The 16,836-nt window shown below is 57.9% G+C and carries 13 protein-coding genes; 10 read left to right on the forward strand and 3 right to left on the reverse strand.

Annotated features, from left to right (window positions below):
- Positions 1 to 67 precede the first annotated feature (67 nt).
- Entirely contained in the window at positions 68 to 2,347 is a 2,280-nt protein-coding gene (locus HV355_RS10325) for an ATP-binding protein (protein ID WP_182401825.1), read from the reverse strand.
- Positions 2,348 to 2,472: 125 nt separating this feature from the next.
- Between HV355_RS10325 and HV355_RS10330 the strand changes: the two genes are divergently transcribed.
- The 6 genes from HV355_RS10330 (at position 2,473) to HV355_RS10355 (ending at position 8,642) form a co-directional block, all read left to right on the forward strand.
- Entirely contained in the window at positions 2,473 to 3,993 is a 1,521-nt protein-coding gene (locus HV355_RS10330; protein ID WP_120159824.1) for a sugar ABC transporter ATP-binding protein, read from the forward strand.
- Positions 3,990 to 4,985 carry a ribose ABC transporter permease gene (locus HV355_RS10335; protein WP_148401238.1) on the forward strand — a complete coding sequence of 332 codons (996 nt, stop codon included), beginning with the start codon at positions 3,990 to 3,992 and terminating at the stop codon, positions 4,983 to 4,985. Before HV355_RS10330 ends, HV355_RS10335 begins: the two co-directional genes overlap by 4 nt.
- Before the next feature lie 32 nt (positions 4,986 to 5,017).
- Complete coding sequence (locus HV355_RS10340) at positions 5,018 to 5,959, forward strand: ABC transporter substrate-binding protein (RefSeq protein WP_021242935.1); 942 nt, start codon at positions 5,018 to 5,020, stop codon at positions 5,957 to 5,959.
- Positions 5,960 to 6,080: 121 nt separating this feature from the next.
- Positions 6,081 to 6,767: a D-lyxose/D-mannose family sugar isomerase gene (locus HV355_RS10345; protein WP_182401827.1), complete on the forward strand. Its 687-nt coding sequence runs from the start codon at positions 6,081 to 6,083 to the stop codon at positions 6,765 to 6,767.
- 10 nt (positions 6,768 to 6,777) lie between these two features.
- Complete coding sequence (locus HV355_RS10350) at positions 6,778 to 7,638, forward strand: ketose 1,6-bisphosphate aldolase (protein ID WP_182402146.1); 861 nt, start codon at positions 6,778 to 6,780, stop codon at positions 7,636 to 7,638.
- Complete coding sequence (locus HV355_RS10355) at positions 7,638 to 8,642, forward strand: carbohydrate kinase family protein (protein ID WP_182401829.1); 1,005 nt, start codon at positions 7,638 to 7,640, stop codon at positions 8,640 to 8,642. The genes HV355_RS10350 and HV355_RS10355 overlap by 1 nt, the downstream gene beginning before the upstream one ends.
- Here HV355_RS10355 and HV355_RS10360 read toward each other — a convergent pair.
- Positions 8,639 to 9,370, reverse strand: coding sequence for a response regulator transcription factor (locus HV355_RS10360; RefSeq protein WP_042719155.1), 732 nt, complete (start codon positions 9,368 to 9,370; stop codon positions 8,639 to 8,641). The genes HV355_RS10355 and HV355_RS10360 overlap by 4 nt on opposite strands.
- Before the next feature lie 256 nt (positions 9,371 to 9,626).
- Between HV355_RS10360 and fdhF the strand changes: the two genes are divergently transcribed.
- The 3 genes from fdhF to HV355_RS10375 all read left to right on the forward strand — a co-directional run bounded on the left by fdhF (position 9,627) and on the right by HV355_RS10375 (position 13,047).
- The gene (gene fdhF / locus HV355_RS10365; RefSeq protein WP_108418082.1) at positions 9,627 to 11,774 is read left to right on the forward strand and encodes a formate dehydrogenase subunit alpha; all 2,148 of its coding nucleotides are present in this window, start codon (positions 9,627 to 9,629) and stop codon (positions 11,772 to 11,774) included.
- 324 nt (positions 11,775 to 12,098) lie between these two features.
- Entirely contained in the window at positions 12,099 to 12,251 is a 153-nt protein-coding gene (locus tag HV355_RS10370) for a Hok/Gef family protein (protein ID WP_042719158.1), read from the forward strand.
- 121 nt (positions 12,252 to 12,372) lie between these two features.
- A complete protein-coding gene (locus HV355_RS10375) occupies positions 12,373 to 13,047 on the forward strand; it encodes a tetratricopeptide repeat protein (protein ID WP_182401831.1) in 675 nt (224 codons plus the stop codon).
- An 83-nt stretch (positions 13,048 to 13,130) separates the two neighbouring features.
- Here HV355_RS10375 and gltP read toward each other — a convergent pair whose 3' ends face one another.
- Positions 13,131 to 14,444, reverse strand: a complete 1,314-nt coding sequence (gene gltP / locus HV355_RS10380) for a glutamate/aspartate:proton symporter GltP (RefSeq protein ID WP_174340402.1) — start codon at positions 14,442 to 14,444, stop codon at positions 13,131 to 13,133.
- 423 nt (positions 14,445 to 14,867) lie between these two features.
- On the opposite strand from gltP, the gene acs reads away from it, so the two are divergent.
- Positions 14,868 to 16,826 (forward strand): acetate--CoA ligase, encoded by a 1,959-nt coding sequence (gene acs / locus HV355_RS10385; protein ID WP_120159817.1) that lies wholly within the window; start codon positions 14,868 to 14,870, stop codon positions 16,824 to 16,826.
- The last annotated feature ends 10 nt before the right edge of the window (positions 16,827 to 16,836 follow it).

Consider the following 16,836-nt stretch of genomic DNA (forward strand, 5'->3'; position numbering starts at 1 on the left):
GGCCAGACTCGCAGGTGAACTGGCCTTACGATAATGAACGGTGGGGGGCCGGGGTAGCGGAGGAATCTCAAATTACCATGACCTTCCGCAGCGCCTGTGCCAGCTGCACACGTGTAAACGGCTTACGCAGTAACTGAACGTCGGGCAGCTGCGGATTATGCGTGGGTCGCAAATCCTGACCGCTGATCAGCAGAACCGGAAGCTGCGGATACTGGCTGCGCACCTGGTTTATCACCTCAGCGCCGCTCAGGCTTCCCGGCAACATCAGGTCGCTGATAAACATGCCAATATCCGGTGACGCCGCCAGCATGTTTAGCGCCTGCTCCCCGTTGTCCGCTTCGAGCGTCAGATAGCCGAGCTGATGCAGCTGCTCGCACAGGGTCTGGCGGACATCGGCTTCGTCCTCCAGCACCAGTACAAGCCGCTCGTTCTCAACGGTAGCGGTGGTTGAGAGCGCTTCATCCTCGGAAGCGGCGGGAAGCGTCGATCGCGGAAGGTGAAGCCGCACGGTGGTGCCCTGTCCCGGCGCGCTTTCAATCTCCACGCGACCGCCGGACTGACGCACAAATCCATAGACCATCGACAGGCCTAACCCGCTCCCGCTTCCGGTCTGCTTGGTGGTGAAGAACGGTTCAAAGACCCGGGATTTCACCTCCTGCGACATGCCGCTGCCGTGGTCAATGACCTCCAGCGCCACCATGTCCTGCCTGCGTCCGTCGCTGCGGGTCACGCGCTGGTTCCAGGTGCGAATTTTTATCACCCCGCTTTGCCCTTCCATCGCATCACGCGCGTTCATCACCAGGTTGATAATGGCGTTTTCAAGCTGGCTGACGTCTATCCACGCGGGCCACGCCGGGGTTTGTGCTTCAATCTCCAGGGTCAGGGTGGCAGGCAGTGAGTGACGCATCAGTTCCCGGAGGTTCTCCAGCAGCGGCAGCATCTCTACCCCATGCGGCGTCAGGGATTGCTTGCGGGAAAACGCCAGCAGGCGCTGGGTCAGCAGCGCGCCGCGTTCGGCCGCCTTCAGCGCCCGGGTAATGCGCGGCGCGTCTTTTGATTCGGTGTCGGTGAGCTCAAGGCTGCCGATGATCACCGCCAGCAGGTTGTTAAAATCATGCGCCAGCCCGCCGGTCAGCTGCCCGACCGCCTTCATCTTCTGGCTGTGCAGCAGCGCCTCTTCCAGCCCCTGACGCTCGATGCGGTCAATCTCCATCTGCATGGTTTTCTGTTTCAGCAGGCGCGTGGTGTGCTCAAGCGAGGCGGTGTTGCGGGCAAAAACGTTAAACGCGCGCGCCAGCTCGCCCAGCTCATCGCGCCGCTGCAGCGCGGGCACCGAAACATCCTGCTCGCCGTGCGCAAGGCGCGACATCGCTCTGGAGATAGCCGTCAGGTTAGAGCCCAGATTGCGGTAGATATACCAGCAGGCGCACCCGGTGATGATCAGCGCCAGCACGGCGAAAATGCTGATAAACACGCTGATCGAGCGCAGCTCCTGATGGCTCTGGGCAGTACGCAATGTGGAGGCGTTCGCCACCTGCTCGACGTACTGATTGATGTCGCTGTTGAGGATCGCCACCAGCGCCTTGATGTGGAACATATACCAGCTGATCGCCAGATCGCTCTCTTCCAGCTGCTTCGACAGAGGGGCGAGTTTATGCAGCTCGACGTTAAAATCAGGCAGAACCCTGTTCACGACAGGCTGGATGGCGCGCCGGGGAAGGGTTGCCGTCACGGCGTCAAGCTGCTGAACGGTCGCGCGCGGCGAAGGGGTGTCGATGGCGGCAGCGATCAGCCTGTCCATTTCCATCAGCTGCTGCGCGTCCGGTACGTTGCTGCTGTAGCGGCGGTTGATGTCCTGCAGATGACGCAGATAGCTCTGGCTTTGATATAGCGAGCTGAGCAGCGCGTTACGCTCCAGATGGCGTCGCTGCCCCCGCTCCAGCATCTCCGTTACGCTTTGCTGTAATTCATTGCTCCTGCGAATAATGCGCGCCACCAGCGCCGGCTCCTGCTGCGCCAGCGGCGCATCGGCAAGCTGTTCCAGCGAGTGTCGCAGCGCCATCTGGGTCTGCTTCAGCCGCTCGGCTTCGCCTTTGTACTCCAGCGCCCCGACGACCTGGGAGAGCCGCACCGCCGCCGTCGCCACGTTGGCGGTATCACGGGCCAGGTTCATGCTGCCGGTCATGTCATCCAGCGTTTGCTGCTGCACCTGCTCCTGGATCTGGCTGGCGTGACGAAAGCCGAGCACCGCCACGCCGCTTACCATCAGCGTTACCGCCACCACCAGCAGGTTAAATATCAGCAGGCGACCGCGGGCGCTGGTGAAGAACGGGGGGCGTGAAGACATGTTGACTCCGTAACTGTGATCCACATTCGCTATTCATAACTATGACAAATATGAACAGCTTCTGACATTTTGCATTTACGCACCTGTGATGAAGTGCAGATATCGACATTCGCAGGAGATCCGCCATGAGCAGAACCCCGGTTTTAGAGATGCGCAATATTGCCAAGACGTTTGGTAATTTCCACGCGCTCAAGGGTGTAGATTTGACGGTTTTCCCCGGTGAGATCCACGCGCTGATGGGAGAAAACGGCGCGGGAAAAAGCACGCTGATGAAAATCCTCGCGGGAGCCTATACCGCCACCAGCGGCGAAATCCTGATCGACGGCCAACCGTTTCATATCAAAGGCCCAAAAGATGCGCTGGCCGCAGGCATTACGCTGATTTATCAGGAGATGCAGCTCGCGCCCAATCTGACCGTTGCCGAAAATATCTTTCTCGGCAGCGAGCTGTCGCGCGGCGGGATGGTGCAGCGCAAAGAGATGGCCGCCCAGGCGCAGGCGGTGATTGACCGTCTCGGCGCGCAGTTCAGCGCCACCGACCTGGTGATGAAGCTGACCATCGCCGAGCAGCAGCAGGTGGAAATCGCCCGCGCGCTGCACCGCAACAGCCGCATTCTGGTGATGGACGAACCCACCGCCGCCCTCTCCTCGCGGGAAACGCACCGCCTGTTCGAACTGATTTTGCGCCTGCGCGACGAAGGGATGGCGATTATCTACATCAGCCACCGCATGGCGGAAGTGTATGAACTCTCTGACCGCGTCAGCGTCCTGCGCGACGGGCAGTACGTCGGCAGCCTGACGCGCGACAAGCTGAATGCCTCTGAGCTGGTGCGCATGATGGTCGGTCGCCCGTTAAGCGATCTGTTTAACAAAGAGCGCGACATCCCGTTAGGCAGCCCGCGTCTCAACGTCCACCACCTCACCGACGGCAAAAAAGTACAGCCGTGCAGTTTGCAGGTACGTTCCGGCGAAATCGTCGGGCTGGCGGGACTGGTCGGGGCCGGACGCTCCGAGCTGGCGCAGCTGATCTTCGGCGTGCGTAAAGCCACCGGCGGCATGATTGAGGTAGACGGCGAGCCGGTGGTGATCCACTCCCCGCGCGCGGCCATCGATAACGGTATCGGTTTTCTCACCGAAAACCGCAAGGAGCAGGGGCTGTTTCTGGAGCTGGCGGCGCAGGAGAACATCACCATGGCGACGCTGGAGCGCGACGCCACCTTCGGCATGCTAAACCGCAAAAAAGCCCAGTCCATTTCCGATGACGCGATTGCCCTGCTCAACATCCGCGTGCCGCATTCTCAGGTGCGCGCGGGCGGGTTGTCCGGCGGTAATCAGCAAAAGCTGCTGATCTCCCGCTGGGTGGCCATCGGCCCGCGCATTCTGATTCTGGACGAACCCACGCGCGGCGTGGACGTCGGCGCGAAAAGCGAGATCTACCGCATCATGAACCAGATGGCGCGCAAAGGGGTGGCGATTTTAATGATCTCCAGCGAGCTGCCGGAAGTGGTGGGCATGAGCGACCGGGTGTACGTGATGCGCGAAGGCAGCATCGCGGGTGAACTGCACGGGCGCGACATCTCTCAGGAAAACATTATGACGCTGGCAACCGGCGTGAACGACACTCATCATCAGGCGGTGCAATCATGACAACTCCTACCCATCCGCAGCAGGTGGCGAAATCCGCCTCCGCCAAAAAAATGCTGATGAGCGATCTGATGCAAACGGTCGGTATCCTGCCGATTCTTATCCTGATTGTGGCGGTATTTGGCTTTATCGCCCCTAACTTCTTCACCGAGAGCAACCTGCTTAATATTACCCGCCAGGCGTCGATCAACATCGTGCTGGCGGCGGGAATGACCTTCATCATTTTAACCGGCGGGATTGACCTCTCCGTGGGCTCGATTCTGGGTACTACGGCGGTTGCAGCGATGGTGGTCTCGCTTATCCCTGAATTTGCGATGCTCTCCATTCCGGCCGCGCTGATGCTCGGCATGGTGTTGGGCCTGTTCAACGGCGCGCTGGTGGCCTTTGCCGGACTGCCGCCCTTTATCGTGACGCTCGGCACCTATACGGCACTGCGCGGCGCGGCCTACCTGCTGGCGGACGGCACGACGGTGATTAACTCCAACATCAGCTTCGAGTGGATCGGCAATAACTACCTCGGCCCGATTCCGTGGCTGGTGGTGATCGCCCTGGCGGTCATTGCTGTCTGCTGGTTCATCCTGCGCCGCACTACGCTGGGCGTCCACATCTACGCGGTGGGCGGCAACATGCAGGCGGCGCGCCTGACCGGCATCAAGGTCTGGCTGGTGCTGCTGTTTGTTTACGGCATGAGCGGCCTACTCTCCGGGCTTGGCGGGGTGATGAGCGCCTCGCGCCTCTACAGCGCCAACGGCAACCTCGGTATGGGTTATGAGCTTGACGCGATTGCGGCAGTGATCCTCGGCGGGACCAGCTTCGTCGGCGGGATCGGCACGATCACCGGCACGCTGGTGGGTGCATTGATCATCGCCACCCTCAATAACGGCATGACGCTAATGGGCGTCTCCTACTTCTGGCAGCTGGTGATCAAAGGGGCGGTGATCATCATAGCGGTGCTGATCGACAAATACCGTACCCGACACCATCAAAGTGCATAACAACAAAACCCTACAGCTTCGAGGAAAACAATATGCGTTTGAAACCGTTAGTGACCGCGCTCTGTGCTGGCGCACTGCTTGCCGCAACGCCGTTTGCGCAGGCGAAAGATCTGAAGTCCATCGGCGTGACGGTGGGCGACCTGGCCAACCCGTTCTTCGTGCAGATCACCAAAGGTGCCGAGCTGGAAGCGCGCAAGCTGGCGGGCGATAACGTCAAGGTGACGCTGGTTTCCAGCGGTTACGATCTGGGCCAGCAGGTGGCGCAGATCGATAACTTCATCGCCGCTAAGGTGGACATGATCATCCTCAACGCCGCAGATTCCAAAGGGATCGGCCCGGCGGTGAAGCGCGCGAAGGACGCCGGGATCGTGGTCGTGGCGGTTGACGTGGCGGCGGAAGGGGCTGATGCCACCATCACCTCCGATAACACCCAGGCGGGCGAAATGGCCTGTAAGTACATTACCGACCGCCTGAAAGGCAAAGGCAATGTGGTGATCATCAACGGGCCACCGGTCTCTGCGGTGCAGAACCGCGTGGAAGGTTGCCAGACGGAATTCAAAAAACATCCGGATATCAAGGTGCTCTCGGATAACCAGAACGCCAAGGGCAGCCGTGAAGGCGGTCTGGAAGTCATGACCTCCCTGCTGGCGGCCAATCCGAAGATCGACGGCGTGTTTGCGATTAACGATCCGACCGCGATCGGTGCCGATCTGGCGGCGAAACAGGCGCAGCGCAACGAGTTCTTTATCGTCGGCGTGGATGGTTCCCCGGACGGTGAGGAAGCGCTGAAGCGCGAAAACTCCCTGTTTGTGGCGACCCCAGCGCAGGATCCGCAGGTGATGGCGGCAAAAGCGGTGGAGATCGGCTATGACATTCTACAGGGCAAACCTGCGCCGAAAGCGCCTGTGCTGATCCCGGTGACGATGATCGATAAAAAGAACGTCGGGACCTATAAGGGGTGGACGGTTAAGTAAACCCGGTGCGGCCTGATGCCCTCACCCTAACCCTCTCCCACAGGGAGAGGGAACTTACTCCCCCTCTCCCTTGAGGGAGAGGGCCGGGGTGAGGGGGTGGCATAAAACTCAAGGAGTCACCATGAAACGCTCCGACATCAACGAAATCCTCGGCCACACGCGACAGTTTTTTTCCATGCACGACGTGCATCTCCCGCCTTTTGCCAGCTTTCCACCCACAAAATGGCAGCAGCTTGACCAGGCCGCATGGCAGGAAGTGTTCGATCTCAAGCTCGGCTGGGACGTGACGGCGTTCGGCGGCAATAACTTTGCCGCTGAGGGCCTGACGCTGTTTACCCTGCGCAACGGCTCGCCCAACGGCGTGCCTTATGAAAAAGGCTATGCCGAAAAAATCATGCACGTGCGGGACGGCCAGGTCACGCCGATGCATTTTCACTGGCGCAAGCGAGAAGACATCATCAACCGGGGCGGCGGGAACCTGATTGTAGAATTGTGGAATGCCGGTGCACATGAAGAGACGGAAAACACCGACGTGACGGTCACCGTCGACGGCTGCCGTCAGACCCACGCGCCCGGCAGCCAGCTGCGCCTGCTGCCCGGAGAAAGCATCTGTCTGACGCCCGGTCTGTACCACAGTTTCTGGGGCGAACGTGGCTTCGGAGACGTGCTGGGCGGCGAAGTGTCATCGGTAAACGACGACGAGCACGATAACCACTTTTTGCAGCCCGTTGCCCGCTATAACAACATCGAAGAAGACGAACCGGCAGTGCTGGTGCTATGCAACGAGTACAACCTGTTTCGGATATAAGGAGTGAATGATGCCATTGATTTCTCTTGCCGACGGTCTTGAGCACGCCAGGGCGCATCGCTATGCGCTGGGCGCGTTTAACGTGCTCGACTCCCACTTCCTGCGCGCGCTGTTCGCCGCCGCGAAGCAGGAACGCTCGCCGTTTATCATCAACATCGCCGAAGTGCATTTTAAGTACGTGTCTCTGGAGTCGCTTGTCGAGGCGGTTAAGTTCGAAGCCGCTCGTCACGACATTCCCGTGGTGCTTAACCTCGACCACGGGCTGCATTTTGAGGCCGTCGTACGCGCCCTGCGCTTAGGGTTCAGCTCGGTGATGTTCGACGGCTCGACGCTAAGCTACGAGGAAAACATTCGCCAGACGCGGGAAGTGGTGAAGATGTGCCATGCGGTGGGCGTGTCGGTGGAGGCGGAGCTGGGCGCGGTCGGTGGTGATGAAGGCGGCGCGCTTTACGGGCATGCGGACGAAGCGTTCTTTACCGACCCGCAGCTGGCGCGCGAATTTGTCGATTCAACCGGCATTGACGCGCTGGCGGTTGCTATCGGCAACGCGCACGGCAAATACAAAGGCGAGCCGAAACTCGATTTCCCGCGTCTGGACGCCATTCGCCAGCAGACGGGGCTGCCGCTGGTTTTACACGGCGGCTCAGGGATTAGCGATGCCGACTTCCGCCGCGCCATCGAGCTGGGCATTCATAAAATCAACTTTTATACCGGCATGTCGCAGGCCGCGCTTGCCGCCGTTGAGCAGCGCATGGCAAACCGCCAGCCGCTGTACGATGAATTTGCCGAGCTGCTGCTGGGGATAGAAGAGGCAATTACGGATACGGTCGCCGAACAGATGCGCATCTTCGGCAGCGCGGGGCAGGCATAATGGAACGCAAAGGCATCATCGCCGCAGGCAATATGCTGGTGGATCACGTGCACCAGATCGTGCAGTGGCCGGAGCGCGGCTGGCTGGCGGAAATCACCCACAGCGAACGCTCAACCGGCGGCGCGCCGCTCAACGTGCTGCTGACGCTGGCGAAAATGCACGTTGGCCTGCCGCTGCAGGCGGTGGGGCTGATTGGCGAAGACGGCGACGGGGATTACATTCTGGCGATGCTCGACCAGTACCACGTCAACCGCCAGCGCGTGCAGCGCACCACCTTTGCCCCGACCTCCATGTCGCAGGTCATGACCGATCCCAGCGGACAGCGCACCTTCTTCCACTCGCCGGGCGCCAACCGCCTGCTGGATCTTCCCGCCTTCGATCGCTTAGACGAATCGATGAAGATCTTCCATCTCGGCTACCTGCTACTGCTCGACAGCCTGGATATGCCGGATGACGAGTTCGGCACCCGCAGCGCGCGGCTGCTGGCGCAGATGCGCGACCAGGGGTATGAAACCTCGCTCGACCTGGTGTCCCGCAAGGGCGACCCGCGCTACCAGCCGCTGGTGCTCCCTGCCCTGCGCCATCTTGATTATCTGGTCATTAACGAGCTGGAAGCCGGGGAGTTTAGCGGGCTGGAGATGCGTGACGGCAGCGACGCGCTGAACACAGCCCATATTGCTGAAGCCGCCGCGCAGCTACTGGCGGCAGGCGTTCGTCAGCGGGTGGTGATCCACTGCCCAGAAGGAGCATGGGGAGAAGCACACGGTGAGCAAGGCCGCTGGATCCCGTCGTGGATGCTGGAGCAGGAGGAGATTATCGGCAGCGTCGGTGCGGGTGATGCGTTTTGCGCGGGCTTTTTATACGGCTGCCATGAATCGCTGTCGCTTACCGAGAGTATTTATCTGGCGCACGCCTGCGCGCGGGCAAGCCTGCTGGCCGCCAACGCAATTGACGGCGCGAAAACGCTGGAGGAGCTGCAGCTGTTTATCAAAGAGAATACCTAGGCCGCTTTCTCGCTATGGGATACATCGGTGGCAAACACGTAACCTAACCCACGGATGGTTTTGATGAGCGCTGGCTGATGCGGGTTAGCCTCGATCTTCCGGCGCAGGCGCATGATCAGCACGTCAATCGTACGGTCGAACACCTCGGTACTTTCACTGTGGGTGAGTTCAAGCAGCTGCTCGCGGCTGAGTACCCGGCGGGCATTTTGCGTGAGCGCCAGCAGCAGGCCGTACTCGCCCTGCGTTAAAGGGACGGTGTTACGCTGCGGATCGCTCAGCTCGCAGCGGGTGGTATCCAGCGTCCAGCCGTTGAAAGCAACGCCCGCCGCACGCGGCGCGGGGGCTTCTGCTGCCAGCACGCCCGTCCGGCGCAGTACCGCTTTCACGCGGGCAACTACCACGCGCGGGTTAAACGGCTTGCCGATGTAATCGTCGGCGCCCATCTCCAGACCCACGACCACGTCTGATTCACTGCCCAGCCCCGTCAACATGACCACCGGTAGTTCTGGCCGCTGCTTTTGCAACTGGAGTAAGACCTGCAGGCCGTTGATATCCGGCAGCATCATGTCCAGCAGCACGAGTGCGATACCCGGTTCCTGATGTACCCGGTTCAGCGCGTCCTGTCCGTTATGGCAGACGAGCACGGTAAAGACGTGCTCGCTGAGCACGTCCTGCAGCAATTCACACACTGCCGTATCGTCATCAACCACCAGAATCGCCGGTTTCATCGTATGCTTCCGTCAGGGGATTATGTTAAGTCTGAACCATTCTGCCGTCGGCTCCAGCCAAATTGTTTTTTACGTGACGGAATTTCAACCCATGTCACATCCGTAACCCTTTCGACACGTCAATTTTGACGATTGCCTGTTTTTCGTCAGGGTTTTGCGCGCATATCAGCCGTACAGTTTGAATATACCCACATTAAAAACATGGCATAGAAGCTGCATAGTGGGTGCGAAAGATTCGATTAACTGGAGCAGACTGATGAAAAAAGTCGTCACGGTTTGCCCTTATTGTGCCTCAGGTTGCAAGATCCACCTGGTGGTCGATAACGGCAAAATCGTCCGGGCAGAGGCCGCACAGGGGAAAACCAACCAGGGCACGCTGTGCCTGAAAGGTTACTACGGCTGGGATTTTATTAACGATACCCAAATCCTCACCCCGCGCCTGAAAACCCCTATGATCCGCCGCGAGCGCGGCGGCAAGCTGGAAGCCGTCACCTGGAGCGAGGCGCTCGATTACGTCGCCACGCGCCTCAGCGCCATCAAGGCCAAGTATGGCCCGGATGCGATTCAGACCACCGGCTCCTCACGCGGGACGGGGAATGAAACCAACTATGTGATGCAAAAATTCGCACGCGCCGTTATTGGTACCAATAACGTCGACTGCTGCGCTCGCGTCTGACACGGCCCATCGGTTGCAGGTCTGCACCAGTCGGTCGGTAACGGCGCAATGAGTAATGCCATCAACGAGATAGATAATACCGATCTCGTGTTTATTTTCGGCTATAACCCGGCGGATTCTCACCCTATCGTCGCGAACCACGTTATTCGCGCTAAGCAGAATGGGGCGAAAATCATCGTCTGCGATCCGCGCAAAATTGAAACCGCGCGCATTGCGGATATGCACATCGCGTTAAAAAACGGCTCGAACATCGCGCTGTTGAACGCAATGGGGCACGTCATTATTGAGGAGAACCTGTACGACCAGGCGTTTGTCGCAAGCCGTACGGAAGGCTTTGAAGAGTATCGGAAAATCGTCGAAGGCTATACGCCAGAGTCGGTTGAAACGATAACCGGTGTGAGCGCGCAGGAGATCCGCCAGGCGGCACGCATGTACGCGGCAGCGAAAACCGCGGCCATTCTGTGGGGCATGGGCGTCACCCAGTTCTACCAGGGCGTAGAAACCGTACGTTCCCTGACCAGCCTCGCGATGCTGACGGGCAATCTGGGCAAGGCGCACGTCGGCGTGAACCCGGTGCGCGGTCAGAATAACGTCCAGGGTGCCTGCGATATGGGCGCGCTGCCGGACACCTATCCGGGCTATCAGTACGTCAAGTTCCCGGAAAATCGCGAGAAATTCGCGAAGGCCTGGGGCGTGGAAAGTCTGCCTGAGCACACCGGGTATCGCATCAGCGAGCTGCCGCACCGCGCGGCGCACGGCGAAGTGCGTGCGGCCTACATCATGGGTGAAGATCCGCTCCAGACGGACGCCGAGCTGTCTGCGGTGCGCAAAGGGTTTGAGGATCTGGAGCTGGTGATTGTCCAGGATATCTTTATGACCAAAACCGCAGCGGCGGCGGATGTGATTTTACCGTCGACCTCCTGGGGCGAGCATGAAGGTGTCTACACCGCGGCGGACCGCGGCTTCCAGCGCTTCTTTAAGGCGGTCGAACCGAAGTGGGATCTGAAAACCGACTGGCAGATTATCAGTGAAATTGCCACCCGCATGGGCTACCCGATGCACTACAACAACACTCAGGAGATCTGGGACGAGTTGCGCAGTCTGTGTCCGGATTTTTATGGGGCAACCTATGAAAAAATGGGTGAGCTGGGCTACATCCAGTGGCCGTGTCGCGATGAGTCCGAAGCTGACCAGGGAACGTCGTACCTCTTCAAAGAGAAATTCGACACCCCGAACGGGCTGGCGCAGTTCTTCACCTGCGACTGGGTCGCACCTATCGATAAACTCACCGATGAGTATCCGATGGTGCTCTCCACCGTGCGTGAAGTGGGCCACTACTCCTGCCGTTCGATGACCGGAAACTGCGCCGCGCTGGCGGCGTTGGCGGACGAACCGGGATACGCACAAATCAACACCGCCGACGCGGAGCGCCTCGGCATTGAGGATGAAGCGCTGGTGTGGGTGAACTCGCGTAAGGGCCGCATCATCACCCGTGCGCAGGTCAGCGATCGTCCGAACAAAGGGGCGGTCTATATGACCTACCAGTGGTGGATTGGTGCCTGTAACGAGCTGGTGACGGAGAACTTAAGCCCGATAACCAAAACGCCGGAGTATAAATACTGCGCCGTAAACGTGGAGCCGATTGCGGATCAGCACGCTGCGGAACAGTATGTGATCGACGAATATAACAAGCTGAAAGCCCGACTGCGCGAAAGCGCAATGGGTTGATGCCGTTAATTAAACGATGAATAAAGGGAGTGAGATATTCACTCCCTTTTTATTTCCGCTTAACCCATTAAAAATATCAATTGTTATTCTGGAAAGCGGCTCGCAGAAATAATGTAATTCGTGCGAAAAAAAATTACATCTTTGCATTTTAATTCAGAGGGATAAGATGTGCGGCGGGTGCTTAAGACTTTCTGTCTTGAGCATTGTTGAGGGACAGAAAGTGGAAAGCCCCGGGAAATTTGCATTCACCCGAGGCTACTCTTCCTCAACTCCCAACAAGTTGAGAGTAGCCTCTTATTCTTTTTTACACAAGGAGTAAAAGGCATGACGCCATTAAAAACTGCGTTAGGCATCGTCTTTATTATTTGCCTGACGATAGTGATCTTTACCTTTATTACTCGCGGCAGGCTCTGCGAGTTTTCAATAAAGAGTGAACATCAGGAGGTGGCGGCGAAATTAGCCTGCAACGCAGGCTAACCTCTACGGGCGGAACGACGGTTCCGCCCGGCTTGTAGGATGCTGAGGTCTTAATGCACCCATTTTTTTCTTCTGTCGCCGCGATTATACTGCGCGGCATGTACCCAGATGATAAGAACCCATGAAACATATTTTTCTGTTGTTGTTACTTTTTACATCGCTTGTCCGTGCCGATGAGATTGGCAGCCAGTACAAGGAACAGGCTGAAGCGGGTGACGCCCGTGCCCAGTATTATTTGGCCGATACGTACTTTAGCTCCGGCGACAGCAAGCAAGCGGCGCTGTGGGCTGAGAAAGCCGCAAAAGGTGGCGATGTTGACGCCATGGGGCTGCTCTCGCAAATCCTCTTTACCCAGGGAAATTATGCGCAAGCTAAGGCACTGGCGCAGCAGGCAACCATCGCGGGCAGCAAGCGTGGCGCAATCATGCTGGCGCGCGTGCTGGTGAACACCCAGGCGGGGAAAACTGACTATCCGCAGGCGATCAAACTGCTGCAAACGGCTACCGAGGATATCGACAACGACTCCGCGGTTGATGCGCAACTGCTGCTGGGGCTGATTTATGCCAACGGCGTGGAAGTGGTGCAGGATGACGCTCAGGCAGCAGCGTGGTTTAAGCGCAGTTCGTCTCTTTCACGTACGGGCTACGCAGAATATTGGGCTGGGATGCTGTTCCAGCAGGGCGAGAAAGGCTTTATCACGCCAAATAAACAGAAAGCGCTCTACTGGTTGAACCTGAGCTGTACGGAAGGATTTGATACGGGATGTGAAGAGTTTGATGCGTTGAGCGGAGAATAAACCCTTGCCCGGTGGCGCTGCGCTTACCGGGCCTACGGCTTGTGTAGGTCGGGTAAGGCGAAGCCGCCACCCGGCTTTTTACATTACTGATCAGCCGTCTTATCAAAACGACCCAGCACCTCGCGTTCATACGCCAGCGCTTTTTTGCGGTCGAATTTGTGTTCCCACTTGGCGATAACCAGCACCGCCAGGGCATTCCCCACCACGTTCAGCGCGGTACGCGCCATGTCGAGGATACGGTCAACACCGGCGATAAACGCCAGACCTTCCAGCGGAATACCGACGCTGCCAAGCGTTGCCAGCAGCACCACGAAGGAGACGCCCGGAACGCCTGCAATACCTTTGGACGTCACCATCAGCGTCAGCACCAGTACGATCTCCTGCCACAGCGACAGGTCAATGCCGTACAGCTGCGCAATAAAGATAGCGGCGATACTCTGGTACAACGTTGAACCGTCCAGGTTAAAGGAGTAGCCGGTCGGTACCACGAAGCTGGTAATAGAGGCAGGCGCGCCGTAGGCTTCCATCTTCTCAATGATACGCGGCAGCACGCTCTCAGAGCTTGCCGTGGAGTACGCCAGTATCAATTCATCCTTCAGGATACGGATCAGGATCCAGATGCTCAGCCCGCACAGGCGCGCCACAATGCCTAACACCACCAGCGCGAAGAACAGGATGGCGAAGTGCACCAGGATCACCAGCTTCGCCAGCGGCCACAGGGAGGCAAAACCGAAGTTCGCCACGGTGACGGCAATAAGCGCGAACACCCCGACCGGCGCGTAACGCATCACCATGTGGGTCACTTTAAACATGGTTTCAGAGATAGAACGGAACACGGTGACCAGCGGCTCACGGTGCGTCGCCGGCAGGGAAGAAAGCCCCAGACCAAACAGCACTGAGAAGAAGATGATCGGCAGCATCTCGCCCTTCGCCATTGATGCCACGATGTTGGTTGGCACCAGCGAAAGAATAGTCCCCATCAGGCCGTGCGCGTGGCTCTGGACGTCAGCGGTCGTGCTTTGATATTTCGAAATATCCACCGTCGCCAGCTGCGACATATCGATCCCGGCACCTGGCTGGAACACGTTCGCCAGCGTAATACCGAGGATAATCGCAACCGTAGTGATCACTTCGAAATAAAGAATGGTCTTCACACCGATGCGGCCTAACTGCTTCGCATCACCGACACCCGCAATACCGACCACCAGCGTTGAGATCACAATCGGTACCACAATCATCTTAATCAGATGAATAAAGATATCCCCTGCAGGTGAAAGCAGGTTCGCAATCAGCCATTCGCGGCTGTCGCTATGATAATGCAGGTAACTGCCCAGCAAGATGCCCAGCACAAGGGCGATTAAGATCTGCCAGGCAAGGCTGACTTTAACGTTTTTCATAGAAACTGACTTCCTCAATGAAGCGCCTTATTCACTCAAACTGCATGAATATGGGGACATACTGAAAGGGTATGAATTGTGTTGCGTTGGTTTATGGGATTTTTTAACGCGGCGTATGAGTATCATTTGCGCGGCCTGTTGCGCAAGCCTTAAAGAACGACGCATTTCACTCGAAAAAGCGGGGATGACGGGAGTTTGTCCTAATTCTGATAAATAACCTTTTGTTATAAAAAAGCTTTTTTAAACATAAATGTGAATAATCGTTAGCGTAAATTATTTCCCTTCAAAGTTTCATTCGCTCATTTTTCAGCCTATTCAAACAATGCGTGATCTGCCGCCCAAATACTAAACAAAGCTTGTAAAGCCCCTACAATTAACGTTTTTGCGACATATTATTAACATCTTACACGGAGAAAAAAAGCCATGAGCCAAATCCATAAACACGACATTCCCGCAAATATTGCGGACCGTTGCCTGATAAACCCGGAGCAGTACCACGAGAAGTATCAGCAATCCCTCTCCAGCCCTGACCTCTTCTGGGGTGAGCAGGGCCATATCCTTGACTGGATCAAACCGTATCAGAAGGTGAAGAACACCTCCTTTGCACCGGGTAACGTCTCCATTAAATGGTATGAAGACGGCACGCTGAATCTGGCGGCGAACTGCCTTGACCGCCACCTCGCCGAGCGCGGCAACGAAACGGCCATTATCTGGGAAGGCGATGATGCCTCGCAGAGTAAACATATCACCTATAACGAACTCCATCGCGATGTCTGCCGCTTCGCCAACGTATTGCTGGAACAGGGTATTAAAAAAGGCGACGTTGTTGCTATTTATATGCCGATGGTACCGGAAGCGGCGGTTGCCATGCTGGCCTGCGCGCGCATCGGTGCGATCCACTCCGTTATCTTCGGCGGCTTCTCACCGGAGGCGGTTGCCGGGCGTATCGTTGACTCTAACTCGAAGCTGGTGATCACCGCTGACGAAGGCGTGCGCGCCGGTCGCGGTATTCCCCTGAAGAAAAACGTCGACGAAGCGCTGAAAAACCCCAATGTGAAAACCATCAGCAACGTCATCGTGCTCAAGCGTACCGGCGGCAAGATCGACTGGAATGAAGGGCGCGACCTCTGGTGGAGCGACCTGATTGAAAAAGCGAGCGACCAGCATCAGCCGGAAGAGATGAATGCGGAAGACCCGCTGTTTATCCTTTATACCTCCGGCTCAACCGGCAAACCGAAAGGTGTGCTGCACACCACCGGCGGCTATCTGGTCTATGCGGCCACCACCTTCAAATACGTCTTCGACTACCATCCGGGCGACATCTACTGGTGCACCGCCGACGTGGGCTGGGTTACCGGACACAGCTATCTGCTGTACGGCCCGCTGGCCTGCGGCGCAACGACGCTGATGTTTGAGGGCGTACCAAACTGGCCGACCCCGGCGCGTATGTGTCAGGTGGTCGACAAACACCAGGTCAACATTCTCTACACCGCGCCAACGGCGATCCGCGCGTTAATGGCGGAAGGCGACAAAGCCATCGAAGGCACCGACCGCTCATCATTGCGCATCCTCGGTTCCGTGGGTGAGCCCATCAACCCGGAAGCCTGGGAGTGGTACTGGAAGAAAATCGGCAACGAGAAATGCCCGGTGATGGACACCTGGTGGCAGACCGAAACCGGCGGTTTTATGATCACCCCGATGCCGGGCGCCACCCAGCTGAAAGCGGGTTCCGCAACCCGTCCGTTCTTCGGCGTGCAGCCCGCGCTGGTGGATAACGAAGGCAATCCGCAGGAAGGGGCCACCGAAGGCAACCTGGTGATCGTCGACTCCTGGCCGGGTCAGGCGCGCACGTTGTTTGGCGACCACGAGCGCTTCGAGCAGACCTACTTCTCGACCTTTAAAAACATGTACTTCAGCGGCGACGGCGCGCGTCGTGATGAAGACGGCTATTACTGGATAACCGGACGCGTGGACGACGTGCTGAACGTCTCCGGCCACCGTCTCGGCACCGCGGAGATTGAGTCGGCGCTGGTGTCGCATCCGAAAATTGCCGAAGCCGCCGTTGTTGGTATTCCGCACAACATCAAAGGCCAGGCGATCTATGCCTACGTCACCCTGAACCACGGCGAAGAGCCGTCGCCAGAGCTGTATACCGAGGTGCGCAACTGGGTGCGTAAAGAGATTGGCCCGCTGGCGACGCCGGACGTGCTGCACTGGACCGACTCGCTGCCGAAAACTCGCTCCGGCAAGATTATGCGCCGTATTTTGCGCAAAATCGCGGCTGGAGACACCAGCAACCTCGGCGATACCTCAACGCTCGCGGATCCTGGCGTGGTGGACAAACTGCTCGAAGAGAAGCAGGCCATCGCAATGCCTTCCTAGTGTTTTCTCC

This window comes from Enterobacter sp. RHBSTW-01064 (genome assembly GCF_014103035.1).
Taxonomy (GTDB): Bacteria; Pseudomonadota; Gammaproteobacteria; order Enterobacterales; family Enterobacteriaceae; genus Enterobacter; species Enterobacter mori.

What these genes read in the sequence shown, in the direction of transcription:
- HV355_RS10340 (WP_021242935.1), top strand. Translation starts at nt 5,018, where the DNA reads ATGCGTTTGAAACCGTTAGTGACCGCGCTCTGTGCTGGCGCACTGCTT.
- HV355_RS10370 (WP_042719158.1), top strand. Translation starts at nt 12,099, where the DNA reads ATGACGCCATTAAAAACTGCGTTAGGCATCGTCTTTATTATTTGCCTG.
- gltP (WP_174340402.1), bottom strand. Translation starts at nt 14,444, where the DNA reads ATGAAAAACGTTAAAGTCAGCCTTGCCTGGCAGATCTTAATCGCCCTT.
- HV355_RS10335 (WP_148401238.1), top strand. Translation starts at nt 3,990, where the DNA reads ATGACAACTCCTACCCATCCGCAGCAGGTGGCGAAATCCGCCTCCGCC.
- HV355_RS10355 (WP_182401829.1), top strand. Translation starts at nt 7,638, where the DNA reads ATGGAACGCAAAGGCATCATCGCCGCAGGCAATATGCTGGTGGATCAC.
- HV355_RS10350 (WP_182402146.1), top strand. Translation starts at nt 6,778, where the DNA reads ATGCCATTGATTTCTCTTGCCGACGGTCTTGAGCACGCCAGGGCGCAT.
- HV355_RS10375 (WP_182401831.1), top strand. Translation starts at nt 12,373, where the DNA reads ATGAAACATATTTTTCTGTTGTTGTTACTTTTTACATCGCTTGTCCGT.
- HV355_RS10360 (WP_042719155.1), bottom strand. Translation starts at nt 9,370, where the DNA reads ATGAAACCGGCGATTCTGGTGGTTGATGACGATACGGCAGTGTGTGAA.
- acs (WP_120159817.1), top strand. Translation starts at nt 14,868, where the DNA reads ATGAGCCAAATCCATAAACACGACATTCCCGCAAATATTGCGGACCGT.
- HV355_RS10325 (WP_182401825.1), bottom strand. Translation starts at nt 2,347, where the DNA reads ATGTCTTCACGCCCCCCGTTCTTCACCAGCGCCCGCGGTCGCCTGCTG.
- HV355_RS10330 (WP_120159824.1), top strand. Translation starts at nt 2,473, where the DNA reads ATGAGCAGAACCCCGGTTTTAGAGATGCGCAATATTGCCAAGACGTTT.
- HV355_RS10345 (WP_182401827.1), top strand. Translation starts at nt 6,081, where the DNA reads ATGAAACGCTCCGACATCAACGAAATCCTCGGCCACACGCGACAGTTT.